Genomic DNA, 24,152 nt, shown 5'->3' with positions numbered 1-24,152 from the left:
TCGGTCACTTGCGGTTGTCCGGGTCCGTCTCGAAGTTCCGCTGGTCGGACGCCTCCGTCGGCTCGGGCTGCCACTGGGGCGACTGCCCGCCCGGCACGGTGGCCGGGGTCCAGCCGGGCGGCGCGCCGTAGTTCGGCGGGCCGGAGGACGGGTGCGTCGGCTGCGGCTGGTACGGGGACCCGTTGCTGCCGTTCGGCGCGGCCGGCGGCGGTGCGGGGACCGGGTCCTGCGCGGGCGGCAGCTCCTGGTCGATGGTGTCCTCGATGGCCGGGGGCCACGGCTCGCCGCGCTCCTTGGCCAGCTCGGCCGGGGTCTTGACCGGCGGGATGTTCGACGGCGTCCGGTTGCCGAAGTCGTTGAACTTCGTGATCCGCGGGCGCTTCTCGACGCTGGCGAAGATCCGCTCCAGGTCCTTCTGGTGCAGGGTCTCCTTCTCGATCAGCTCCAGCGTGAGCGCGTCGAGCACGTCGCGGTAGGTGTTGAGCACCTCGTACGCCTCGGTGTGCGCGGCCTCGATGAGCTCGCGCACCTCCTCGTCGATCTCGTGCGCGACCTCCAGCGAGTAGTCGGCCTGCCGGCCGGCCGTGCGGCCCAGGAACGGCTCACCCTGCTCCTGGCCGTACTTGACCGCGCCCAGGCGGGCGGACATGCCGTACTCGGTGACCATCGCGCGGGCGATCTTGGTCGCCTGCTCGATGTCGTTGGACGCGCCCGTGGTGGGCTCGTGGAACACCAGCTCCTCGGCGGAGCGGCCACCCAGCGCGAACACCAGCCGGGCGATCATCTCGGACCTGGTCATCAGGTCCTTGTCCTCCTCGGGCACGGACAGCGTGTGACCGCCGGTCCGGCCGCGGGCGAGGATGGTGACCTTGTAGACCGGGTCGATGTCCGGCATGGCCCACGCGGCCAGGGCGTGCCCGGCCTCGTGGTAGGCGGTGATCTTCTTCTCCTTCTCGGAGATGATCCGGCTCTTGCGGGCCGGGCCGCCGATCACGCGGTCCACCGACTCCTCCAGCGCGGCGCCGGTGATGACCGTGCCGTTCTGGCGGGCGGTGAGCAGGGCGGCCTCGTTGATCACGTTGGCCAGGTCGGCGCCGGAGAAGCCCACGGTGCGCTTGGCCAGGCCGTCGAGGTCGGTGTCCGGGCCCAACGGCTTGCCCTTGGCGTGGACGCGCAGGATCTGCTTGCGGCCCTTCAGGTCCGGCGCGGACACCGGGATCTGCCGGTCGAACCGGCCGGGGCGCAGCAGCGCCGGGTCCAGGATGTCGGGCCGGTTGGTCGCCGCGATCAGGATGATGCCGCCGCGCGAGTCGAAGCCGTCCATCTCGACCAGGAGCTGGTTGAGGGTCTGCTCGCGCTCGTCGTGGCCACCGCCGAGGCCGGCGCCGCGGTGGCGGCCGACCGCGTCGATCTCGTCGACGAAGATGATGCACGGCGCGTTCTGCTTGGCCTGCTCGAACAGGTCGCGCACGCGGGAGGCGCCGACGCCGACGAACATCTCGACGAAGTCCGAGCCGGAGATCGAGTAGAACGGCACGCCGGCCTCACCGGCGACGGCGCGCGCCAGCAGCGTCTTGCCGGTGCCGGGCGGGCCGTAGAGCAGGACGCCCTTGGGGATCTTTGCGCCCAGCGCCTGGTAGCGGCCGGGGTTCTGCAGGAAGTCCTTGATCTCCTGGAGCTCCTCGACGGCCTCCTCGGCGCCCGCGACGTCGGCGAACGTCGTCTTGGGCATGTCCTTGGACAGCTGCTTGGCCTTGGACTTGCCGAAGTTGAGGACGCGGTTCCCGCCACCCTGGGCGTTGTTCATCATCCACATCAGCAGCAGCAACAGCAGGCCGAGCGGGACCAGGTAGAGCAGCAGCTGGACGAAGAACGAGTCCTGGCTGACCTTGGTCTCGACGGTCGGCTTGTTGCCGGCCTGGTCGAGGATGGTGAACACCTCGTCCGTGGAGCTGGCCGGGAACTGCGTGATCAGCCGGTCGTGACCCTCGAAGTTCTGCCCGTCGACCATGGTCAGGCGGAGACGCTGCTCCTTGTCCTCGATCGTGGCTTCCTTGACCTTGCCGTCCCGGATTTGCTGCAGTGCCTGGGACGTCTTGACCGGGTGGTAGCCCCGAGCGTCGTCGAAGAGCACGGTGAAGGCGTAGTAGAGCAGCAACACCGCCACGATCCACAGCAGCGGGTTGCGAAGCAGGCGCTTGCGGTCCATTCACTTACGGCCGGCGGGCGGCCTCGACCCTCCCTGACTTGGTGACGGGCGCGGACGGGCACGACCCGTCCGACCAGCCTACCGCCCCAACCACGGGCGGAGTGCTCCGCGTGTGGGGCAGTCACGTCTCGCCGGACCAACGGCCGGGACCCGTCAAGTGTTCCCCGGGGTGACCGCGAACACGGCGCGCAGGTCAGCGGGGTTCACCCGGTCGGGAAGACGACCATGAACTTTCCGGGCTACCGGCCCGTAACACTGACGAGGGGTATCGCGTTACTAGCAGGTAGCGACGAAGTGAGGGTCATTCGAGTGACATAGAACACGAGAGTTTGTCACGTGAGCGGCCCGTGTCATCCTCGGCAGTTACTGAGTGTTCAACGCCCACCCGAAAGGGTGAACACCAACCGAAGGTACTAACGGTATGTCAGCTCGCAACGAGCGTTCCCCCAGCCGGGTGCGCCGGATAGCCCTGCCCCTCGGCGCCCTGCTGGGCGTCATCGCGGCGGGCGGGGTCACCGTCGTCGCCATCCAGGCCACCAGCGGACCGGAGTGCAAGGGCACCCTGCCGCTGAAGGTCGCCGTGACCCCGGCGGCCGAGGAGGTCGTCCGCGCCGCCGCCGACGACTACCAGGCCGGTCAGCCCGTGGTCGAGGGCAAGTGCGTCCAGGTGCAGATCGAGGCCCGCGGCGCGGCCGACGTGTCCCACGAGCTGCCGACGGCCCAGATCAACCCGCCCGCGCTGTGGATCCCGGACTCGTCCATGTGGGCCGCCGAGACCCAGCGGCAGGCCGGTGACCAGGGCGCCGAAGCGCCGCGGTTGGACATCAAGGACTCGCTCGCCTCGTCACCGCTGGTGATCGCGGGCTCCGAGAAGGCGATGAGCGACCTCGGGTGGCCGATCCAGCCGGTGACCTGGGCGAAGGTGGTGGACCCGCGGGTGGCGGTGTCGCTGAGCGACCCGACGACGTCCACCGAGGGCCTGGCCACGCTCGCGGTCATCCGCGCGCAGCTGGGCAACCCGGACGGGACGCCCAAGCCCGAGCTGATCGGCGCGCTGCTGCGGGTCGGGCGCAACGCGCTGCCGTCCGTGCGCGACGCGTTCGGCAAGGTCGTGCAGGGCGCGGACAACGCGCCGGTGTTCACCGCGGCCGAGCAGAACGTGCTGTCGGCGAACCGGGCGGCCGGCTCGCGCCGGGTCGTCGCCTCCTACCCCAAGGAGGGCACGGTCAGCTTCGACTACCCGGTGGTCCGGGTCAGCCGAGCGGGCGAACAGGCCGGCACCGCGCAGGCCGCCGAGGGCTTCGAACGGGCCCTGCGCAACGGCCGCACCGCGCAGCGCTTCGCCGAGGCCGGCTTCCGCACGCCGGACGGCAAGGCCCCGCAGGGGTGGACGAACGAGAAGGACGGCGTGCGCGGCGACGACGTGGCCATGCTGAAGACCCCGTCCCCGGACCAGGTGTCGGAGCTGCTGCGCACGTGGGGCGCGGTCAGCCTGGACACGCGCATCCTGGCGGTGCTCGACGTGTCCGGCTCGATGGCCGAGAAGATGCAGGGCAGCGAGCTGACCAGGGTCGAGGCGGCCCGCGACGCGTCGCTGACGGCGCTGGCGATGCTGCCGGACACCTCCGAGATCGGCCTGTGGGCGTTCTCCACCAACCGCAAGCCGAAGGGCTTCGTGGAACTGGTGCCGGCCGGTCCCCTGGGCGAGCCGTTGGGCGGCAAGCCCCGGCGCGAGCAGCTGCAACGGGGTGCGGGGGGCATCCCCGCGCTGGTCGGCGGCGGCACGTCGCTGAACGACACGGTGCTGGCCGCGTTCCGGCACGCGCAACAGACGTTCAACCCGGCGAAGATCAACTCGGTCACCATCATGACCGACGGCAGCAACGACGACATCTCGACGCTCAAGCTGCCGGAGTTGCTGGAGACGCTGAAGAAGGAAGCCGACCCGGCGCGCCCGGTGCCGATGTTCATGGTGGGGCTGGGGCCGGAGGCGGACATGGAGACGCTGAAGCAGATCGCGGCGGCCACCGGCGGCAAGTCCTACCAGGCCCTCAAGCCGGACGACATCAAGACCGTGCTGCTGGACGCGATCTCCCAACGCAGGTGCCGCCCGAACTGCTGACACCCGCCGCAGGCGGGCTTCGCCGCAGGCGGGGCACTTGGGGCTTTTGCGGGGTGGCCTGGGCGGGGGTGGGTGGGCGGAACGCCCAGGTGACACAGCCCCCGCCCCGCCAACCACACGCCTAACGGCACCAGCCGTCAGCCGCCCAGCCGCCCGGCACCAGCCACCCAACGCCAGCCGCCCGGCACCAGCCACCCAACGCCAGCCGCCCGGCACCAGCCGCCGACGCCAGCCGCCGACGCCAGCCGCAGCCCGGCAAGCCGCAGCCCAACGCAGCCGCCGCCGGCACACCCGCGCAAACGAGAAGGGGCGCTCCCCGACCGGGAAGCGCCCCTTCCGCGCTCAGCTCGAATACACCTTCGGGTCCAACGTGCCGATGTACGGCAGGTCCCGGTACCGCTCGGCGTAGTCCAACCCGTACCCCACGACGAACTCGTTCGGGATCTCGAAGCCCACGTACTTCACCGGCACGTCGACCTTCACCGCGTCCGGCTTGCGCAGCAGCGAGCACACCTCCAGCGAGCGCGGCTTGCGCGACGCCAGGTTCTTCAGCAGCCACGACAGCGTCAGCCCCGAGTCGATGATGTCCTCGACGATGATCACGTCACGGTCCGCGATGTCGCGGTCCAGGTCCTTGAGGATGCGCACCACGCCCGACGAGGACGTGGACGACCCGTAGGAGCTGACCGCCATGAACTCCAACTGGACCGGGACCGGCAGCGCTCGAGCCAGATCGGTCATGAACATCACCGCGCCCTTGAGCACGGTGATCAAGACGAGGTCGGACCCGCCGTCGGCCGGGTAGTCGGCCGCGACCTTGTTGGCCAGCTCGGTGACCTTGTCACTGATTTCCTGCTCGGTGATGAGCACGGAGGCGATGTCGCCGTCGTACACGGACGAACCCCTTTTTCATCATGACTGCACTGGTTCGACTCGCAGCCTGCCATGCGCGCGGCGTGCCACAAAGCCGCCGGGCAGCCAGACCCCGCCCTGGCCGTGCCACTCCGCGACCAGCGCGTCCACGCGCCGGAGGTGCGAGTCGGACAACTCGGGCACGCCCTCGTCGAGCAGCCACAGGCGCAGCACACGCCTGCGCAGAGCCGTCGGGAGGTCGGCCAGCTCCTTGGCGGCGCGACGGTCGCCGCCGTAGCACCGCGCCAGTTCGTCTAGTGCGTCACAGTCTTCCCGCAACTGGGCCGCCGTGCGCGCCAACGCGTCCGCCACACCGCCCTGGAGCACGTCCTCCAGCAACGGCAGGACCTCGGTGCGCAGCCGGACGCGGGTGTAGGCCGGGTCGGCGTTGTGCGGGTCCTCCCACGGTGTGAGGCCCAGCTCGCGGCAGGCGGCCGAGGTGTCCGCCCGCGACACGCCCAGCAGCGGACGTCCCCACGGCGGGTCGCACGCCCGCATCCCCGCGATGCTGCGCGGCCCGGACCCCCGTCCCAGCCCCAGCAGGACGGTCTCCGCCTGGTCGTCCAGCGTGTGCCCGAGCAGGACCAGGCCCCGCTCCGGCCGCAGCGCCGCGTACCGGGCCCGCCGGGCCGCCGCCTCCGGACCACCGGGACCCTCGACCACCACCGCCCGCACCTCGGCCCGAAGTCCCAGCTCTCGACACACGTCAGCAGCCCGTGCCGCGACGGCGGCCGAGTCGTCCTGCAGCCCGTGGTCGACCACGACCGCCCGCGAACCCGGTCGCAACCGCGCGGTCACCGCCGCCAACGCCAGCGAGTCGGCACCGCCGGACACGGCGACCGCGACCTCTTCGGGCCGGTGCTCGGCCAGGAAGCGCCGCACGGCGACGCGGACCCGGTCGACCGGCCCGTTCACGGTGCGACGCGGCGCAACCAGGCGGCCGGGTCGGCGATCTCGGCGCGGGTGGGCAGCGTGTCGGGACCGGTCCACACCGCGTTGAAGCCGGGCATCCCGACCGCGTCCACGACGTGCCGGGTGAACGCCGCGCCCTCGGCGTACTGGCGGACCTTGGCCTCCACGCCCAGCAGCGTCCGCAGCACCCGGTCGAGCATGCCGCCGCCCTTGCGCCGGGCGGTGAACCGCTCGCGGATGACCCCCACGGACGGCACGACCTCGGGACCCACCGCGTCCATGACGTGGTCGGCGTGCCCTTCGAGCAGCGTGGACAGGGCGATCAGCTGGTCGAGCACCTCGCGCTGCGCCGGGTTCTGCAGCAGGTCCACGAACCCGCCCGCCTCGCGCAACCGCCGGGGCAGGTCCCGCAGGCGCACGGCGACGCCGTCGTCCATGGTCGAGAGCAGCCGGGAGACCAGGCCGGAGAAGTGCTCCCGCAGCCACGGCACGGCGGTGAACTGGAGCCGGTGCGTGCCCTCGTGCAGGCACACCCACATGCTGAAGTCCGAGCCGTCCACGTCCAGGGCCCGCTGCGCGCCGACGATGTTCGGCGCGACCAGCAGCAGCCGGCCGCCATCGGAGAACGGGTCGTACTGGCCCAGCACGCGGGCGCTGAGGAACGCGATGACCACGCCCGCCTGGACGCCCGCCGTGCCCGAGAGGACGCCGCTGAACGCGCCGGACTGGCGCGGCAGCGCCCCGTCGGTCAGCGCGGAGAGCCCCTGGACGGCGGCCCGCACCCAGCCCGGCCGGTCGACGACCTCGCCGGCCCGCAGCGGCAGCCCGTGCCCGAGCCCGGTCAGCTCGCGGACGTGCACCTCGGCGTCGATGGCCTGCTCGCGCAGCCGCCCGACCGCGACGTCCGCCTCCGCTCTGGGCACCACGGGACCGGGGCGCACGAGCCGGGCGGCGGTCGCGACGGCCAGCTCCCAGTCGACCGGGTCACTGCCCGCACGGTGGTCCTGCGCAGCGCGGTTCACCCCCCGAACGCTACCTGCGGAACCTGAGGACCTGCTAGGCACAGCCGCAGCCGCGCAGGGCGGTGGCCAACGCGTCCAGGCCGGGGCGGACCTTGGTGCGCGGGTCCTCGGGGCTGATCGACATGAACGCGAACACCAGCAGCCGGCCGTCGTTGTCGACCACGACGCCCGCCAGCGAGTTCACCGCCGTCAACGTGCCGGTCTTCGCCCGCACCCAGCCCTTCCCGGCCAGGTCGGCGTACCGGCCGGCGAGGGTTCCGCTGCCGCCCGCCACCGGCAGGGCCGTGAGCAGCGGGCGGAGTTTGGCGGTCTTCGGGTCGGACGCGTCGGGTTTCGCGGCGGCCGTGAGGATGTCGGTCAGCAGCCGCGCGGGGACCTTGTCGTTCTTGGACAGGCCGGACGCGTCCACGACCTCGGCCCCGGTCAGGTCGAACCCGTTCTCGGTGAGCACCGCCCGCACGGCCTGGACAGCGCCCTCGAACGTCGGCGGCAGGCCCTTGGCGATGGCGACCTCGCGGGCCATCGTCTCGGCCAGGACGTTGTCCGAGACCTGCATCAGGTTCTCGACCAGCTGGTCCACCGGCGCGGACTTCACCTCGCCGAGCACCTTCGCGCCCGCCGGCGCGGCGCCGGGGGCGGTGGTCGCCGCGCCCAGCCGCGAGGCGAGGGCCTGGGCGGCGGTGGCGGCGGGCGTGCCGGTGCGCGGGGTGTCGTAGGCGGTCGGGTCCTGGCGGCCGCCGTCCATCATCAGCGGGCCGATCGGGGCGACGTACCCGCCGGCGACGTCGCCCGGGTCCCAGCCCGGGGCCATGCCGTCGCCCTGGTAGCGGCTGGTGTCGTAGAGGACCTGGGTGACCGGGCCGTTCGCGGTGACCTGGGCGGCCAGGTCGTCCAGGGTGGCCGCGCCGGGGTAGACCGTACTGCGGTCGGCGGGGAACGAGGACAGCGTCGGGTCGCCGCCGCCGACCAGCACGACCGTGCCCGGCTGAGCGCCCTGGACGACCTTGGTGGACAGCTGGGACGTGTGGTCCAGCGCCAGCAGCGAGGCCGCCGCGACCAGGATCTTCACCGTGGAGGCCGGGGTCAGCGGGGTCGTGTCGCCCTGCTTCCACAGCGCCTGGCCGGTGCCGGGGTCCGCCACCACACCGGTGAGCGTGCCCAGGGCCGGGTTGCCGGCGGGGCCGCGCAGGGCGGCGGCGATCCCGGCGGCGCTGGGCACCGGTCCGGACGTGCCGACGCCGCGCACGGCGAGCGAGCCGGGCGCGGGCGGCTGCGGCGCGGCGGTGGTCGGCACGGGAGCGGTGTCGAACCACCCGAGCTGCCACGACGTGACGCCGCCCGCCACCAGCACCAGCACCGCCGCCAACGCTCCGACCAGCACCAACGGCTTCTTCCGACGCGGCTCCTCCGCCACGCCGACCCGCGCGGGCCTGGCGTGCTCCTCCTCGGCGGCCTTCGCGGCCCCGCCCTTCGCGGCCCCGCCCTTCTCGGCGCTGTCGGAGTCGTCCGCCGCGGACTCCCACCGGGACCACGCGGCATCGGCAGCGGCTTCACGCGATCGGGTGATTTCGGCGGCCTCCGCGCGCGACGGCGAGGACTCCGCGCGCTCGGCCGCCACCTGGCCACGCGGCGGCGTCGCCGGCTGCTCGGCCCGCGCCTGGCCACGGGGCGGCGTGGGCGGCTGCTCGGCCCGCGTCGCACGGCCGTTCTGCGGTTCCACCCGGTTGCGCGGTTCCACGCGGCGGTCGCCCGTGTCAAGCGGGCGTGTGGTCTGCTCGCCCGACGGGGTCCGCGGCGGCCGGCGAACGACCTCGGTCCGATCCGCGGCGGGCGGCGGCACGGGGATGCGCATGGTCGGCGAGTCGCCCGGTCCCGGCCGCCTGACCTGCACCGTTGGCGGCTCGCGGACCGCATCGTCATCGTCGACGGTCGGCCACGATGGCTCGTCGGGCACGCAGTCCTCCGCGATTGATTACGGGCAATGTCACACCCACGACCAGGCACTCGGATGAGGGTTGACGACACCTCGTGGTCCACACTAGTGGCGTAACGAACGTCAAAGACGAGCGAGGACCGCGCAGTGGAGTTCGACGTCACCATCGAGATCCCCAAGGGGGTCCGGAACAAGTACGAGATGGACCACAAGACGGGGCGCATCCGGCTGGACCGCACCCTCTTCACGGCCACTCAGTACCCGGCGGACTACGGCTTCGTCGACGACACCCTCGGTGAGGACGGTGACCCGCTGGACGCGCTCGTGCTCGTCCAGGAGCCGACCTTCCCGGGCTGCCTCATCCGCGCCCGCGCGATCGGCATGTTCCGCATGACCGACGAGAAGGGCGGCGACGACAAGCTGCTCTGCGTGCCCGCCGAGGACCCCCGCAGCGAGCACCTGCGCGACATCCACCACCTCTCCGAGTTCTACCGCCTGGAGATCCAGCACTTCTTCGAGGTCTACAAGGACCTGGAGCCGGGCAAGAGCGTGGAGGGCGCGACCTGGGTCGGCCGCACCGAGGCCGAGGCGGAGATCGTGCGGTCCTACCAGCGCCTCAAGGACGCCGTGGCGCGCGGCGAGGACCACTGACCCGACGCGGCGAAGAACGGGCCACCCCGGTGGAGGGGTGGCCCGTTTCGCGTTCTGGGGGGACTCAGTGGACAGCGACCGGTGTCGCCGCCTCGTCGTTCACCCGCTCCAGGCCCGACCGGTTGGACAGCGGGACCTCGCGCAGGAACCACACCAGCGCGAACCCGACCACCGACACCAGGCCGCCGACCAGGAAGACCAGGTCGATCGAGCCGGAGAAGCCGTCCAGGAACGGCCGCGCCAGCACCGGGTCGAGCGTGTTGAGGAACTCGGTGTTGTTCAGGTCCACGCCCGAGCCGCCGTTCTGCAGCGCGCTCGCGATCTGGGCGTTCTCCGGCTTGGCCAGCGCCGCCGTGAACGCCGGGTCGCCGAACGCCGAGCGCAGCGCGTTGCCGATCTTGTCGCCGACCGTGCTGAACAGGATCGACAGGAACACCGCCGTGCCGACCGTGCCGCCGATCTGCCGGAAGAACGTGGCCGACGAGGTCGCGACGCCCATGTCCCGCGGCTCGGCGTCGTTCTGGATGGCCACCAGCAGGGTCTGCATGGACAGGCCCAGGCCCGCGCCCATGAAGAACATCATCACCAGCGGCTGCCAGACCGGCGTGTCCGTGCCGATCGTGCTGAACAGGAACAGCGAGATCGCCATCAGCGCGAACCCGACCACCGGGAACACCTTGTAGCGACCGGTCTTCGCGGTGATCTGGCCGCTGGTGCCGGCCGCGGTCATGATGCCCAGCGTCAGCGGCAGCATCATCAGGCCGGCCTCGGTGGCCGAGTAGCCCTTCACGATCTGCAGGTACAGCGGCAGCGACACCATGCCGCCGAACATGCCGATGCCCATCACGAAGTTGACGCCGTTGCCCAGCGAGAACGTCTGGCGCTTGAACAGCCGCAGCGGCAGCAGCGCCTCGTCGCCCATCCGCCGCTCGGTGAACACGAACCCGATCAGGCCCAGCACGCCGACGACGTACATCGCGATGGCGGCACCGGAGTCCCAGCCCCACTCGCGGCCCTGCTCGGCGACGATCAGCAGCGGCACCAGGCCGATGGTGAGCATCAGCGCGCCCACGTAGTCGATGCGGTGGTCGACCCGCTTGTGCGGGATGTTCAGCACCTTCGCCACGACCACCAGCGCGACCAGCGCGATCGGCACGTTGATCAGGAACACCCAGCGCCAGCCGGCGGTGCCCAGGAACGACTCCAGGCCCGCGAACAGGCCGCCCACGACCGGGCCCGCGACGCTGGAGATGCCGAACACGGCCATGAAGTAGCCCGCGTACTTGCTGCGGTCACGCGGCGAGGTGATGTCCGCGAGGATCGCCATGGCCAGCGACATCAGGCCGCCGGCGCCCAGGCCCTGAACCGCGCGGAACGCGGCCAGCTCGTACATCGAGTTCGCGATGCCCGACAGCAGCGAGCCGACCAGGAACAGCGAGATCGCCGTCAGGTACATCGGCTTGCGGCCGTAGATGTCGGACAGCTTGCCGTACAACGGCGTCGAGACGGTGGCCGTGATCAGGTAGGACGTGGTCGCCCACGCCTGCAGGGTCTGGCCGTGCAGCTCGTCGGCGATGGTCTTCATCGCGGTGGCGACGATCATCTGGTCCAGCGCCGCGAGGAACAGGCCGAGCAGCAGGCCGGACAGGATGGTCAGGATCTGGCGGTGGGTGAGCAGCGCGGCACCCGGCGGTGTCGCCTCCGCCCGGGTCGTCGTTTCCGACATCAGTTCTTCCCCTCTTCTGAGCGCGGCCCCAGTCCGCTCTCAGCGATGAAATCCGGCAACGCCTTCTCGTAGTCGCCGACGAAGCGCTCGAAGTGGTCGATGAACGCCGAGAGGTCCTCCTCGGACCAGTCGGCGAGCATGCGGGCGATGGCTTTGTTGCGCTGCGCCCGGCGCTCGTCCAGCAGGCGCTGCCCCGCGTCCGTGACGGCCAGGACGCTGGCCCGGCCGTCGTCGGGATCCGCCCGGCGCTCGACCCAGCCCTCCTTGACCAGCGTCGCGACCTGGCGGCTGACCGTGGAGGGGTCCGAGAAGACCGCTTCGGCGAGCGCGCTCGACCGGGACGGGCCCAGCTGGCTCAGGTTGGCCAGCAGCACGAACGAGGCCTTGTCCACGCCGGTCTTGCTCAGGTGCGCGGCCACGCAGGCGTGCATCTTGTTCAGGCGCACGAGCGCCATGCCGATGCGTTCGGCCTGGGCGAGCTGCGACTCGTCACTCACCGGGGTCACCATGGGACGCTCCGTTTGCTTGCATCATCCAACTAGTTGCTGGGTACAAGCATGCGCCTTGCCCGGTCACTTGGCAAACGATTTCGCCGGTGACTCGCCTTACATGACTACTGGTCGGTAACATCCCTCGGCATGAGCGCTGACTACTCGTTCGTCGCCGACGCGATGAAGCAGGCCGTGCCGTGGGTCAAGACCAGCGGCGTCGAGTTCCCCGAGGTCGCGGGCGACCGGGTGGTGGCCGAGCTGCCCGACGCCGCCGAGACCCACAACCACGTGGGCGGACCGCACGCGGCGATGATCTTCGGCCTGGGCGAGACCGCGTCCGGCGCGGTCGCGATGGCCGCCTTCGCGCCGCACATGGGCAAGGCGACCCCGCTGGTGGCCCGGTCCGAGATCGCCTACAAGAAGCTGGCCCTGGGCGTCCTGCGCGCCGAGGCCGTGCTGGGCAGGCCGGCGGACGAGGTGGTGGCGGAACTCGACGCGGGCACCCGCCCCGAGTTCCCCGTCAACGTCACCGTGACCAACGCCGAGGGCGTCACGACGGCCGAGATGGTCGTCGTCTGGACCCTCAAGCCGAACCGCTAGTCCTCGACGGTCACCCCCATCGAACGGGCGGTGCCGGCGACGACGCGTTCCGCCGCGTCCAGGTCGGTCGTGTTCAGGTCGGGCATCTTGCGCTCGGCGATGGCACGGACCTGGGCGCGGGTCAGCGCGCCCGCCTTGTCGTGACCGGGGCGCTGGGCCCCCTTGCCGCCCAGCGCCTTCCGGATCAGGAACGCGGTCGGCGGCGTCTTGAGGCGCAGCTCGAACGACTTGTCGTCGCGGACGGTCACCACGACCGGGACGACGTCGCCGCGCTGCCCGGCGGTGGCCTCGTCGTAGGCGCGCTTGACGCCGACCAGGTTGACGCCGGTCTGGCCGAGCACCTTGCCGAGGTCCATCATCGAGGCGTTGCCGGCCTCCAGGTTGATCGTGATCCGGTGGGTCTTCTTCGCGGGTGGCATGGCCGGGGACGCTAGGAATTGCCGTAACGGCAGACTCAACGGGTTTTTCGGTAGGTTCGGCCGGTGCAGGTGGACCGGCTGGAGATCTCGTACGACCCGCGCACCGTCGAGGAGTCCGCGCGGCGGGCCGTCGAGGACGGGTGCGGTGGCTTCTGGTTGGCCGAGACCAACCACGACCCGTTCGTGGGGCTGGCCCGGCTGGGCGGTCCGGACCTGGAGCTGGGCACGGCCATCGCGGTGGCGTTCGCACGCAACCCCATGAGCACGGCCGTGCAGGCCAACGACCTGCAACTGCTGTCCGGCGGGCGGTTCAACCTCGGGCTGGGGTCGCAGGTGGAGCCGCACATCACCAAGCGGTTCGGCATGCCCTGGTCGCGCCCGGCGGCGCGGATGCGCGAGTTCGTCCAGGCGTTGCGGGCGATCTGGGCGTGCTGGGCGACCGGCGAGCGGTTGCGGTTCCGCGGCGAGTTCTACACGCACACGCTGATGACGCCGTTCTTCGACCCGGGCCCGAACCCGTTCGGCGCGCCGCGGGTGTGGCTGGCGGGTGTCGGTGAGCTGATGACCGAGGTGGCGGGCGAGGTGGCGGACGGCTTCCTGTGCCACAACTTCACCACGGAGCGCTACTTCCGCGAGGTGACCGTGCCGGCCCTTCAGCGGGGTCGCGCTCTCTCGTCCCTGCCGCCGTTGGAGATCAGCGCCCCGAGCCTGGTGGCCCACGACGAGCCGGGCGTGGTCGAGGTGAAGCGCCAGATCGCGTTCTACGGCTCGACCCCGGCGTACCGGAAGGTCCTGGACCTGCACGGCTGGGGCGAACTGCACGAAGAACTGCACCGCCTGTCCCGCCGCGGTCTGTGGGACGACATGACGGCGGCCATCCCCGACGAGGTGCTGCACGCGTTCGCCGTGGTCGGCACGCCCGCCGAGACGTCAGCCGAACTGACCCGCCGCTACGGCGACCACGCGACCAGGGTCCTCACGTCCGCGTGAGCCGGTGGTGGAACACCGCCATCTGCGCCCGAACCCGAGCCACCTGGTGCCGCCGAACCCACCGCCGCCGCCCGACCCGAGCCGCCAACGCGACGAGGGGCAACGCCAACACCGTCAACACGATCGTCCCGACCATCGCCCTCACCTCCACGGTGGCAACGAACAGGGTGAACGACTACTGACGCGGAACCCCGAAACGCCACCCTTATGGAGCAACGCTCACAACCGGCGTGAGGCACTGTCCGGATGATCACGCGGCGCCCTTCGACCATGATCGAAGCAGCAGCCGGTCTTCGGCGACCGCCCGGACGAAGGAGTCATCGGACCTTGCCCAACAGGAAGCGCAAGCGCGCCAAGAGACCCACCGACGACGAGAAGGGAGTGCTCGTCTTCCACGACATGCGCGTGGAGGAAGACTTCGAGAAAGCCGCGCAACGGATCTTGGAGGTCTTGCGGGAAGCGGTGGCGATCGGGCCGAACAAGCGAAGAATCCTGGTCATCGATGTTCAGGGGCATCGGAACCCGAATGGAGCGTTCGATCACGACGCCTTCGAACTGATCGGGCACTTCACGTTGAAGTACCTGTCTCCGTACGTCTCGGAGATCCAGACACCCCATGTACCACGTGAAGAACCCGAAGAAGCAGCGAAACGACGTTCCGGACGTCATCCACTTCATCGATCCCAAATCCGAGCACGTCTACGACCACCAGGCACTCGCGGTACGCGCCCGCGACCACGACCCGAGCACCCGGTCCAGCCCGCCGTCCGTGAAGGCCATCGCGGACTACCTGGGCATGGACCCCGTGTGCATCATCTGCTGGAAGTCGCCGGTGGAGCGTGCCCACGTCGTGCCCAAGTCGCTGGGCGGATCCTATGACGTGCGGAACTTCGCCCTCCTGTGCGCGAAGCACCACAAGGAAGCGCCGGACGTCGCCGACGCCGAGGCTTTCTGGTCCTGGGTGGACTACGCGTGCGAGCGTGACGGCCACGAGAAATGGTCTGGAGTAGACCCGGAACTCCTCGCGCGAGCCGGTATCGAGCTCGACACGCCGCGAGCGGCCAAGAACAGTGCCGGCCACTGGTCGGCAGTACGCGCCGAGCTGATCACGCACTACGGCTGGGCACCCGAAGACTTCTCAGCGGCCTCGTTGGACGAGCTGATGGAAGAGTTCCACACCGTTTTCGAAGGCGCGACGACCACTCACTTCGGTGTCGCCAAGAAGGCGTCCACCGAGGCGTGGGCGTTCGAGATCGCCCGCCGCCGGATCGCCAACCGGTCGGCGTCGTAGGAGCCGGAGTCGCCGCCGCGGCGCCGCAGGCGGGGGCAGGGCGTGCCGCGTCGCCCCCCGGGGTCGCCTGCCCAAGGAGCGCGACGACCGTGCCCGGTGATGACGAAGGCCCGGATCGGCGAACCGGTCCGGGCCTTCGATCTCGCGAGCCGCCTGTCGGAATCGAACCGACGACCTGCTCATTACGAGAGCGCTTGTCACGACCGACATGCACCTTGACCTGCGTCTTCGCTAGTCACCAACTGCGCCGGAAGTGGCTCCATGGGGCATGTTCGGCATGGTTTGGCTCCACCGATGGCTCCACGTGGAGCCGCCCAAAAAGATCTTCAAGACCGCCGCCGTGCCGGGCGTGTCGCGGTCCCCAAGGCCGCGATGCGGCGGCGCTGCCGCACGGACCCGATCTCATCGGCCGCTGACCCCGCCACCACGACGTGGCGGTGCGCCTCGTCACGCTCGCCCTGACAAAGCAGCGCGGTAGCGAGATCAACCCGCAGCGACGTAGCCGCCCTGATGAACGAGGGATCAAGTTCATCCAGCGCTTTTGTCAGCGTTTCCACCGCCCCCGGTTCACCCAATCTCGCGAGCGCGTGACCGCGCCACCGCGCGAGATGTGTCGAGTCGAGCGCGACGAACGGCCCTTCGTGGTCCGGTTCCCCTTCGGGCAACGCGGCCGACGCGGTATCGAATGCCTTGAGGCTCGCGGAGCGATCACCTTTCACGGCGTACGCCTCTCCGAGTGCCGCCGACAGCCACGCGAAAAGCACCGGAGAGACGACCCGTCGGTACTGATCCGTCAACGGCTCTAGCAGTGCGACAGCCTCATCTGGTTCACCTACGTCAAGCAATACGAACGCCTGTTCCGCGATCGTGTGCCCGAAGAACGCAGGATCATGACATTCGTGCGCAGCAACCTTCCCACGCTCGTAGTGGCCCCAAGCCTCTACCTGATTGCCCATGTCGAGCGCCTGCCACCCGGCCAGGGTGCACATTTCGGATTGCAGAGCGGCGAGCGCCGAACGGACAACAGGCGTCAAGCTGAACGAGCGGAGGCGATCAACCTGCGTGATCTTCACCAAGACCTCATCGTGCGCCACTATCGCACCCAACTGCCGATCCAATCGGCGCACGTAGTCGAGTTGCCCGCGTAGCAAGCCGACCACACCAAGATCGACCCGACCGGAGATCTTCAGCATCGTCCGAAGATCAGTCGCCGATTCGGCCGGTCGAGTGTCCGCGTTGGGTGCACTCAACAATTCGTCGATTGACAGCCCGAAGATCCGTTCCAGAAGTCGCGCCGTCGCCGGACGGACGGGTCCAAGGGGGCGACCATCCGACTGCCGACCGGCGGCCAACCGCCGTAGGTGCCGGAAGCTCAGCGTGCCGGCCTCACCGTGGTCCCGCGCGAAGTTCTCCGCGTACTCGACGAACTCCTCGAAGGTCATCTGCCGACTGCGGATCTCAGCTTCGAGCACGGTCCGAGCACGCTTCCCGCCGGCCCAGTTGCTCACGTTGCACCTCCGCCATGTCGTGGCCGCCTTGAGGCCACCAGATGGCCGCCACGCGGCCTCCCACATCAGACCCGCTGAGAACACGCTGATTTCAGTATGGCATGAGCGCACCAGACCCTCGGCGGCGCTGACCTTCTCGCCTCCTCCAGGAAGCGCCGCCGGGCCTCAAACGCGGATCAAATGAAGGGCGGAAACTCAGCATGTCTGTGCACACGCCCGAGTCGCTGTGCGTCTGCGGTCCGAACACTGTCGCCGTTCTGCTATTGCTCATCGCGGTCACCCTGGCGTATGGCGAACTTTCGGCTCGTCTTGCATTGCGCCGGGTTCAGACGCCGGATCGGGCGCGCCATCGCGCACTCGGCTTTGACCGTTCTCCGACAACCACCGGAAAAGCTGAACCGGGCACTTGTGCCTCGCACACACAGATCCACCATTCACAGAAGGGGAATCGGGCGTGCTGATCTCCACTCCCTGGTGGGCCTTCGCAATCTGTCTCACCGCTGCCTTTCTCGGTGGGGCCACTGTGTCCGTCGCGTGGCGAGGCCGGGACCTTCGCGGGCAGCACAGTTTCCACGCACCGGAGGTCTCCGTCGCAGCGACCATAAACCGCGTCATGGCGGGTAACCGACTCGACGCGGAGGCGAAGACCCGCGAAACGCCAACGGCCCGCGAACGCGTCCGGAACCTCGACGCACGGGCCACCGCCGTCATCCCAGCAACACAGCGAGATGAAAAACGGCACTCGACATTCCTGAACGAATCCACGGGCAGGCACCACCGACTTCGCGAGGCATCATGACAACGCAACCCGATCCGTTGACGGCGTTCGAATTGGATCAGGTCGCCGACTTCGTTCTCACTCTCCGGGCGGAAGGGTTTCTCTCGACCATGTCGGACCAGGAAGCCGCCCGCTGGATCAATGCGCGAGACACATACCGCGCCGTCCGGTCACTGCTTTCCGAGGACGCGGAGTCATCGCGATGACAGCCGCCGGGAACCGCCCATGGACCGATGAGGAACTACGCGAGGGGTTCTCCCTAAGCGTCGGTGACGACCGGTTCAACCGATTCCTTCGCGAAGTTTGCGAATGGTGGGAACGTCAACCCCGGACCGCGCTGCGCACCATACCGCGAGCCGCTCGCCGACTCGATGTACCGGTGCCGCACATGCGGGAAGTCCTCCAAGCGTCCGGAACGAAACTCGGACACGACCTCAAAACTCTCGACTATTGCCGGCAACACGGCCCGATGCGGGAAGCCACCCTCCGCGACGACCTACGCACGCACTGCAAAGGGTGCGCAGTCAGGACGGCGGCCACTCTGGAACTGCGCGACGCCTACCGGACAGGCGACTCCATACCCACACTGTCGATCGTTAATGGCATCGCCGAACAAACGGTCCGGAACGCATTGCGAGAAGCGGAGAAGCATGAGCCGGAAAGGCCAGGGGAAAAGTGACGCCAAGAAAGACGCCGAACGGGACATGCGAAAGACGGGCTTCATCCCGGCCCGGAAGTGCCCACCGCACGACGACGTAGATCAATACATGCATCTACACGGAACGACCCGCTACAAATACCAGATGTGCGGGGAGTGTGGCCGCGAAACGAACCCCATCCGCGACGACGCCTGACCGAAGACGACGCCGACACCGCCGAACTCGACCGACTCAAAGTGGACAACGAAACGAACTATGGACCACTTCCGTCGCTCAATCGTCCTTGCGATAATGCGCGGCCTGCCTCCCCGCCAATGGCGCACCGCAGGTCACCTTGCAGCCCAGTGCGGACTTGCAACCCAGACGGTAGAGGTCATCTGCCGTCAGCTTGTCTCCACTGGAAAGGCCGAATCCATGTCGTTCTTCACCTACAAACCGTCCTACCGGCTGACCGAACCTCACGAAAGCCTGACGATCGGCCAGGTGGAACTCTCGTCAGTCTACGGTGCGCGGTTCGGCGAAAACCGGTCGAACCGGCCACGTCGATACTCCGAAGTCATCTTCGTCCGCGTGCTGTGGCACGTTCTCCAACGCCCGGACCGGCAATGGAAAACGTCCGATTTCACTTACGAACTGCAATGCGCCAGGCGCACGATCCAGGAAATTTTCGACGACCTAACCGCTGTGGGACACCTGAACAAGACCTTCGTAGGTGTCCGCCGCGACAACTCGCCCACAATGGCGCTCTACCAACTGACCGAAACCGCGCAGGACGCCTACAGGGGACTGCCGACCACCGATGGAACCCGACAATGAGCGGTGGTGCTGAGAGTAAAGAGCTGAACTCCGTCACGCTCCCAAGTCCGTGGCCACATCGTGACAAGAGCACTGTGGTGGTCGCTCTGCTCGCGACCACCGTTGGTCTCGCGTGGCCAAGCCCCACCCCATCACACCACCCAACCCACAACAGCGCCTCTACGGGCGAATCCTGTTACAGCACATAGGGACAGAGGGGACAGCACTCGCCGCGGCACGGCGGCTGCGGAGCCTTCTCCAGCAGCAGGGCCCGTCCGACTAGCCTCACGTGCCTTCGCAACGCAGCCACGTCGTCCGGCGATGATCCGGTTATGCCTGAGGATCGCCCAGCTCCCGCGCGGCTCACGCCTCCCGCACGCGGTGAGCAACCCGCCAACCACTCGCCCGCGCCGCTGCCAACACCGTCCACCCCGCGCACGCCGCTGGAGCCGATGCCGCGCAAGGTGATCGCCACCGTGGCAGTTCTGATCGCAACAGCAACGATCGGCCTAGTAGTAGTGCTGTGGTGGGCAGGAACGGCGGGACTGTCCGGTGCGGAGTTGGTGAACGCGCGGTTCAACGCGCTGCGCACCGGCTTGAGCATCGGAGTAGGCGGCGGTGGACTCTTCGCTCTGTACCTGGCCTGGCGACGCCAGCACGCCACCGAGATTGGACTCGTGCAGAAGGAACGAGACCAGGCGGATGTCGCCCGCGCCTACGATCTGCAACGCGAAACCGCCGAGCACGCCCGGCGACACGCCGAACGCGTTGCTGCCACGACCGAGCGCGACGCCGAAGCCCGCCGGATCACCGACCTGTACGCCAAGTCGGTGGAGCAACTCGGTTCAGAAAAGGCTCCGGTCCGCCACGGCGGCCTGTACGCCCTGGAACGCCTAGCGCAGGATCACCCCGACAACCCAGCCCTGCGCCAGACCGTGGTCAACGTGCTCTGCGCCTATCTCCGCGCGCCGTTCGACATCCCCGGTGATCCGCCCGACGCCAGTGCCGACCGAGACACTCGTAACGAGTACCGCGAACAAGTTCAGGAGCGCGAGGTCCGACTCACCGCTCAACGCATCCTTACTGCGCACCTGAAACCTGGGAATGACGCTGACCACCCGAGGAGTACCTTCTGGCCGAATACCAATCTCGACCTAACCGGTGCCACTCTCATCGGCTGGCATATGGAAGATTCACAGGTAGGTGCGACGCGTTTCACCGACGCTCACTTCATCGGATACACCACATTTGAGAGAACGAAGTTCACTATGGGCGCAATGTTCGGCGGAACGACGTTCGCCGCGACCACCACGTTCCAGGAGGCTAAGTTCCTTGGCGTTTCTTTTTTTCACGAAGCCACTTTCAACGCGCCAGCCTGGTTTCAGAAGGCGACTTTCACCGGAGATGCCGTATTCATCGAGGCCCGGTTCGCTAAAGAAGCCCGGTTTGAGGAAGCCCTGTTTAACAGAAATGCCTGGTTCGGCGCGGCGACATTCAAAAGTGCGAAATTTGATGGAGCAATGGTTGCAAAGAATCCGGACAGCAAGGCATTCTGGCCCTCAGGATGGCAGCTATCGGCCGATGACACAACTATCGAAGGCCACGACGGCACTTTGCGACACCTTGTGCCAGTCGAAACCGAAATCCACGTTCTTGACGGCCCGGCCCGCGAATCTGCTGACGACTGATCTCCAGTCTGGTCACCATGTCATCATCCGCCCCATCGAGACGAGGCGGTGCACGGATGACGCCAGTTGCCCTCGTATGTCGTTGATCGAGCGGAGTGCGACTTCGGTCCCGACGACCCGCAAGACCCCGGCTACGCCTTCCCGGACTTCCGAAACGATCAATCGGTTGAGAGGCCGGTCCGTGAGCCGACTCTTCGTCTTGGTCACCGCGACAGGATGCGTGGTACCGGTTACGAGGACTCGGCTCCAGGCCGGTAGCTGCGGTGATTTCGGTGGGGGTGCTTCCGGCATGTTCGCGCAGGCAGCGCAGGATCGTGCCGCGCGTGTCACCAGGGCCTGCGCACCAAGCTGTCGCCGTGGGAGACCAGTTCATGCCCGGTTGTGACAGGACTGCCGTCTTGCCGTCACGCCGTCACAGCGGCATGTATGTGCAGGTCAGCAGCCCTTCCGTAGCGTCTCGGCGGCTGTGACGTTGAGGCAGCAGGGTTCGGGAGTTGTGACAGTGCGCTGATCATGGTCCGTCAGTCCGCCAACCGGTCGGCGAGCGCCAGCACTTCCGCTACGACGTACCCACGTACTTGACGCACGCCATCTTCCGTGGAGATCCGCTCTCGCACCGATCGGCAGCCCAATTCGCTCATCTGCCTGCCGAACCACACTGGGTCAGCGCCCAGTGCTTCGATCAACTCCGAGTTGGGAACGAACTCGCGATCCGAGTCATTCGCACGTAGGTAGTCGATCACCGACGCCAGCGGCTCCGGCAGATCACGCTGAACCTCCGTTCGTGGCTCGCCGGATGCCGTTCCTGTGCCCGCACCGATCGTGCGAGCCACCACCGCGTGGTCGAGTTCGGCCGGGGCGTCGTGTCCGGCCGCCTGCCCCGTCAACGTCCCCTCAACCTCTCGAAGCGCCCGTCCGCGCTCGCAGATGGTTCGCCAATCGTCGTTAGGCATGTAGTCGGTCCGCACGGTGATCGCGAGTACATCGGCACCGGCGTCCGTGTCGCCATCCGGCCTGAGGATGCCGACGCCCTTGTGAGAAGGCAAAAGCCTGCTCGCATCGTGCCCGCGCGTGTTCATCTGCTCCCCCAGCACGATGTTTGAGTCACGCCAGTCCATGACGCGCAACGCGAACCGCGAGCCGAGTACCGCGCGCAGGCCGGACGGAATCGTCTTCGAGTCCGGTCGCTGCGTGGCGAGCACGAGCACAACCCCTGCCGCTGGCCCCTTCTTGGCGAGCCAGGTCAGCAACTCGCCCACGTACTCACCGGCGGTGAGCTTCTTTCCTTGCACCTCAAGGGAAGTACGGTCCTCCAAGGGCACTTGGACTTCATCGATGATGATCGGCGTGATCGGCATACGGAGCGCAGGATCCCGCGACATGGCAGGAGTGACCTTGGACTCCGGACACACCCGGTCGTCCAACTCGCGCATCCGCCGGTACCGGTCCTGAACCTCTGCGATCAACTCGACCAGCCAGCCGATGAGCGTCAGCACGTCGTCAGGCTCGTCACCGGACAGGAACCGGTGCGCGACGAGCGCCGCCGCGTCCCAGTCCTTGCCGGCCTTGAAGTCCGCCACGTACAGCCGCGTGTGCGGGTCCAAGATCAGGCCCGCGGTTGCCAACCGTGCCGTAAAAGTCTTGCCCTGCCTCGGAATCGCACCGATGAGCAACGACGTCCACACGAGCGGGACATGGATGCGCCGGTTGCGTGCGTCCCGTCCGAACGGGACCGGACGCCAAGCGTCCCACCGCTCCGCCGCGAGCAACGGCGTGCGGTGAGGAGGTGTCGCGTACGGGTCGGAGTCGGCAACCCACATGGCGACCCGCCCGGCATGGCCGCCGTTCCCGCGCACCCGCTCCACGATGAGCTGAACCTCATCCACCGCAAGCGCCGACGCCAACGCATCCCTGTTCTTGACGACGTCTGCCGCCTTGCGCGTCGCGGGCAGATCGACGGTGATCGCCCATCCGTCGCCCTGCCGCGTAGCTCGTTCGACCAGCCGTAGCGTCTCGTCCTTCCCGATGAGCTTCGCGTCCCGGAAGGCGTCCACCAGAACTTGCGGGTCCATGGTCCACGTCAGCGATCGCGGTCCGGACAACACCGCCTTGCGACCCGGCGACCCGTCCCGCCGCCGGCCGAGCACGGCGAGCATGAGCACGGCCAGGCCGCCGACGACCCACCACGTGATCGACCCGTAGAGCAGCCAGGCGACCAGAAGCGCACAGGCGAACCCGCCGACGACCGCACCCGTGACCTTCCACCTGAAGATCGTCAGCTCACGGATCTCGATGAACTTGTCCGCGAGCTTGTCCGACGACACGGCGGCCTCCCGGTAGTCCCGGACGGTCACCCACTTCCGCCACCACCGGAACGCCGCGAGCACCCCACGTGCTGCGGCTCGCAACAATCGCCAAGGCAGTAGCAGCAGCCATGCCACCCCATCCCGCACCGCCTGCCGCGCGTGCGGTCCGCTCTTGAGAGCGAGCGGCACGCGAGGCGAGTGCCGCCACCACCGGCCAGCCCGCACGCGCCACCGTTCACGGGTTGGCGTCGCCGTTGCGGTGACTCCCTGGCCGTCCTCGTCGACGAGTTCACCGTCGTACACCGGACCAACCGGCACCATGTCCCCGTTCACGGCGTCCCCGTTCACCGCCTCGCCGTTCATGGCGACACCTCCCGGGCGAGCGCGGTAGCGAGGCGGGGCGACAGCCCACGCGAGCATCCGGTGGCTTGGCGGACCCACGCTGGCGTGATCTCGACCGCCGGGTTCCAGGCCGCGCGCGCCGCATCCAGGTAGTCCGCGAACAGCTTCCGGCCTGGCCTGCGCGGCCTTGGCGCTGCGGGCTGAACCGCGTCGGTGCCGGCGGGCTGCGGGACTCCACCAGCCTCCGTGAACGCCTCCGCGACTGCCGCCGTGAGCTTGTCCCGCAGGTCCGTCACCGCTTCGGCGGCCGTGAACACCACCAGAGGCGGAACCGAGTGCAGCACCACCCCGGCCACGGACCCCGCCACCCACGATGACCATGTGTTCATGACGTACGTAGCTGCGAACGTGAACCACTTCGCGCGTCGGACCCATGGCCCGGTCCTGACGCGGTACCGGGCAGTGATCTGCTCCGCGCGGAGGATGGACAGCAACACGAGCGAGACCATCGGGTCGACCAACCACGCGGCGAGCCACGCGAGCGACCAGGGCGCGCTGCCCCCGGCCGCGAACGCTTGGACGTTGGTCATCGTGAACGCCAGTCCGAGCACGATGCCGCCCCAGCACAGACGGTCGACCTGAACGCGGACCTGCTCGACCCGAAGCGCCACGACGTCCGGGTGCGAGCGCAGTGCACGGACAGCCGCAGCCTGCGCGGCTTCCTGGGCAAGTGCCTCGACCCCCGGGCGGGGTGCCCGCGCGAACGCGGACACCCCTTCCGCGGACTTGATCATGCGG

20 protein-coding genes are annotated in these 24,152 nt (G+C 68.7%); 7 read left to right on the top strand and 13 right to left on the bottom strand.

Going from position 1 to position 24,152, the window contains the following annotated elements; genetic code table 11:
- Positions 1–4: 4 nt before the first annotated feature.
- A complete protein-coding gene (gene ftsH, locus AB0A74_RS22685; RefSeq protein WP_358252235.1) occupies positions 5–2,209 on the bottom strand; it encodes an ATP-dependent zinc metalloprotease FtsH in 2,205 nt (734 codons plus the stop codon).
- A gap of 421 nt (positions 2,210–2,630) precedes the next feature.
- Between ftsH and AB0A74_RS22680 the strand changes: the two genes are divergently transcribed.
- Positions 2,631–4,331, top strand: coding sequence for a substrate-binding and VWA domain-containing protein (locus tag AB0A74_RS22680; protein ID WP_358252233.1), 1,701 nt, complete (start codon positions 2,631–2,633; stop codon positions 4,329–4,331).
- A 342-nt stretch (positions 4,332–4,673) separates the two neighbouring features.
- Here AB0A74_RS22680 and hpt read toward each other — a convergent pair whose 3' ends face one another.
- Genes hpt through dacB form a run of 4 tightly spaced genes read right to left on the bottom strand, consistent with a single transcriptional unit; the run spans position 4,674 to position 8,915 of the window.
- On the bottom strand, positions 4,674–5,225 hold the full coding sequence (gene hpt, locus AB0A74_RS22675) for a hypoxanthine phosphoribosyltransferase (protein WP_343935567.1): 552 nt from the start codon (positions 5,223–5,225) through the stop codon (positions 4,674–4,676).
- Between the two features lie 18 nt (positions 5,226–5,243).
- Positions 5,244–6,158: a tRNA lysidine(34) synthetase TilS gene (tilS, locus tag AB0A74_RS22670; protein WP_358252231.1), complete on the bottom strand. Its 915-nt coding sequence runs from the start codon at positions 6,156–6,158 to the stop codon at positions 5,244–5,246.
- Entirely contained in the window at positions 6,155–7,177 is a 1,023-nt protein-coding gene (locus AB0A74_RS22665; protein ID WP_358252229.1) for a zinc-dependent metalloprotease, read from the bottom strand. Before AB0A74_RS22665 ends, tilS begins: the two co-directional genes overlap by 4 nt.
- A gap of 34 nt (positions 7,178–7,211) precedes the next feature.
- On the bottom strand, positions 7,212–8,915 hold the full coding sequence (dacB, locus tag AB0A74_RS22660; protein WP_358252227.1) for a D-alanyl-D-alanine carboxypeptidase/D-alanyl-D-alanine-endopeptidase: 1,704 nt from the start codon (positions 8,913–8,915) through the stop codon (positions 7,212–7,214).
- A gap of 342 nt (positions 8,916–9,257) precedes the next feature.
- Here dacB and AB0A74_RS22655 point away from each other — a divergent pair, with 342 nt between their 5' ends.
- Positions 9,258–9,761 carry an inorganic diphosphatase gene (locus AB0A74_RS22655; RefSeq protein WP_309110360.1) on the top strand — a complete coding sequence of 168 codons (504 nt, stop codon included), beginning with the start codon at positions 9,258–9,260 and terminating at the stop codon, positions 9,759–9,761.
- Positions 9,762–9,825: 64 nt separating this feature from the next.
- Here AB0A74_RS22655 and AB0A74_RS22650 read toward each other — a convergent pair whose 3' ends face one another.
- Both AB0A74_RS22650 and AB0A74_RS22645 read right to left on the bottom strand, forming a co-directional pair.
- A complete protein-coding gene (locus tag AB0A74_RS22650; RefSeq protein ID WP_358252225.1) occupies positions 9,826–11,487 on the bottom strand; it encodes an MDR family MFS transporter in 1,662 nt (553 codons plus the stop codon).
- Complete coding sequence (locus AB0A74_RS22645) at positions 11,487–11,984, bottom strand: MarR family transcriptional regulator (RefSeq protein ID WP_358252223.1); 498 nt, start codon at positions 11,982–11,984, stop codon at positions 11,487–11,489. Before AB0A74_RS22645 ends, AB0A74_RS22650 begins: the two co-directional genes overlap by 1 nt.
- A gap of 141 nt (positions 11,985–12,125) precedes the next feature.
- Here AB0A74_RS22645 and AB0A74_RS22640 point away from each other — a divergent pair, with 141 nt between their 5' ends.
- On the top strand, positions 12,126–12,578 hold the full coding sequence (locus tag AB0A74_RS22640) for a DUF4442 domain-containing protein (protein WP_358252221.1): 453 nt from the start codon (positions 12,126–12,128) through the stop codon (positions 12,576–12,578).
- On the opposite strand, the gene AB0A74_RS22635 is transcribed toward AB0A74_RS22640, so the two are convergent.
- Entirely contained in the window at positions 12,575–12,997 is a 423-nt protein-coding gene (locus AB0A74_RS22635; RefSeq protein WP_358252219.1) for a 50S ribosomal protein L11, read from the bottom strand. The genes AB0A74_RS22640 and AB0A74_RS22635 overlap by 4 nt on opposite strands.
- 63 nt (positions 12,998–13,060) lie before the next feature.
- On the opposite strand from AB0A74_RS22635, the gene AB0A74_RS22630 reads away from it, so the two are divergent.
- Complete coding sequence (locus AB0A74_RS22630; RefSeq protein ID WP_358252217.1) at positions 13,061–13,987, top strand: TIGR03617 family F420-dependent LLM class oxidoreductase; 927 nt, start codon at positions 13,061–13,063, stop codon at positions 13,985–13,987.
- Here AB0A74_RS22630 and AB0A74_RS22625 read toward each other — a convergent pair.
- Positions 13,974–14,123, bottom strand: a complete 150-nt coding sequence (locus AB0A74_RS22625; RefSeq protein WP_343935576.1) for a hypothetical protein — start codon at positions 14,121–14,123, stop codon at positions 13,974–13,976. The genes AB0A74_RS22630 and AB0A74_RS22625 overlap by 14 nt on opposite strands.
- 83 nt (positions 14,124–14,206) lie before the next feature.
- The gene (locus AB0A74_RS22620; protein WP_358252215.1) at positions 14,207–14,554 is read right to left on the bottom strand and encodes a hypothetical protein; all 348 of its coding nucleotides are present in this window, start codon (positions 14,552–14,554) and stop codon (positions 14,207–14,209) included.
- Positions 14,555–14,612: 58 nt separating this feature from the next.
- On the opposite strand from AB0A74_RS22620, the gene AB0A74_RS22615 reads away from it, so the two are divergent.
- Positions 14,613–15,278, top strand: coding sequence for an HNH endonuclease (locus AB0A74_RS22615; RefSeq protein ID WP_358252214.1), 666 nt, complete (start codon positions 14,613–14,615; stop codon positions 15,276–15,278).
- Between the two features lie 326 nt (positions 15,279–15,604).
- Here AB0A74_RS22615 and AB0A74_RS22610 read toward each other — a convergent pair whose 3' ends face one another.
- A complete protein-coding gene (locus AB0A74_RS22610) occupies positions 15,605–16,786 on the bottom strand; it encodes a hypothetical protein (protein WP_358252212.1) in 1,182 nt (393 codons plus the stop codon).
- 1,692 nt (positions 16,787–18,478) lie between these two features.
- On the opposite strand from AB0A74_RS22610, the gene AB0A74_RS22605 reads away from it, so the two are divergent.
- Positions 18,479–19,039, top strand: a complete 561-nt coding sequence (locus AB0A74_RS22605) for a hypothetical protein (RefSeq protein ID WP_358252210.1) — start codon at positions 18,479–18,481, stop codon at positions 19,037–19,039.
- A gap of 311 nt (positions 19,040–19,350) precedes the next feature.
- Positions 19,351–20,706 carry a pentapeptide repeat-containing protein gene (locus AB0A74_RS22600; protein WP_358252209.1) on the top strand — a complete coding sequence of 452 codons (1,356 nt, stop codon included), beginning with the start codon at positions 19,351–19,353 and terminating at the stop codon, positions 20,704–20,706.
- A 521-nt stretch (positions 20,707–21,227) separates the two neighbouring features.
- On the opposite strand, the gene AB0A74_RS22595 is transcribed toward AB0A74_RS22600, so the two are convergent.
- Together AB0A74_RS22595 and AB0A74_RS22590 are read right to left on the bottom strand one after the other, a co-directional pair.
- Entirely contained in the window at positions 21,228–23,375 is a 2,148-nt protein-coding gene (locus AB0A74_RS22595) for a cell division protein FtsK (protein WP_358252207.1), read from the bottom strand.
- Positions 23,372–24,148 carry a hypothetical protein gene (locus AB0A74_RS22590; RefSeq protein ID WP_358252253.1) on the bottom strand — a complete coding sequence of 259 codons (777 nt, stop codon included), beginning with the start codon at positions 24,146–24,148 and terminating at the stop codon, positions 23,372–23,374. Before AB0A74_RS22590 ends, AB0A74_RS22595 begins: the two co-directional genes overlap by 4 nt.
- Between the last annotated feature and the right edge of the window lie 4 nt (positions 24,149–24,152).

This window comes from Saccharothrix sp. NPDC042600, assembly GCF_040647305.1.
Classification (GTDB): Bacteria; Actinomycetota; Actinomycetes; order Mycobacteriales; family Pseudonocardiaceae; genus Actinosynnema; species Actinosynnema mutabilis.
The sequence above is the reverse complement of the archived record's forward strand: the minus strand, read 5'-3'. Positions and strand labels throughout refer to the sequence as shown.

Coding starts and splice junctions, on each gene's coding strand:
- ftsH (WP_358252235.1), bottom strand. CDS start 2,209: ATGGACCGCAAGCGCCTGCTTCGCAACCCGCTGCTGTGGATCGTGGCG.
- AB0A74_RS22680 (WP_358252233.1), top strand. CDS start 2,631: ATGTCAGCTCGCAACGAGCGTTCCCCCAGCCGGGTGCGCCGGATAGCC.
- AB0A74_RS22650 (WP_358252225.1), bottom strand. CDS start 11,487: ATGTCGGAAACGACGACCCGGGCGGAGGCGACACCGCCGGGTGCCGCG.
- AB0A74_RS22640 (WP_358252221.1), top strand. CDS start 12,126: ATGAGCGCTGACTACTCGTTCGTCGCCGACGCGATGAAGCAGGCCGTG.
- AB0A74_RS22635 (WP_358252219.1), bottom strand. CDS start 12,997: ATGCCACCCGCGAAGAAGACCCACCGGATCACGATCAACCTGGAGGCC.
- AB0A74_RS22625 (WP_343935576.1), bottom strand. CDS start 14,123: ATGGTCGGGACGATCGTGTTGACGGTGTTGGCGTTGCCCCTCGTCGCG.
- AB0A74_RS22605 (WP_358252210.1), top strand. CDS start 18,479: ATGGACCACTTCCGTCGCTCAATCGTCCTTGCGATAATGCGCGGCCTG.
- AB0A74_RS22600 (WP_358252209.1), top strand. CDS start 19,351: ATGCCTGAGGATCGCCCAGCTCCCGCGCGGCTCACGCCTCCCGCACGC.
- AB0A74_RS22595 (WP_358252207.1), bottom strand. CDS start 23,375: ATGAACGGCGAGGCGGTGAACGGGGACGCCGTGAACGGGGACATGGTG.
- AB0A74_RS22590 (WP_358252253.1), bottom strand. CDS start 24,148: ATGATCAAGTCCGCGGAAGGGGTGTCCGCGTTCGCGCGGGCACCCCGC.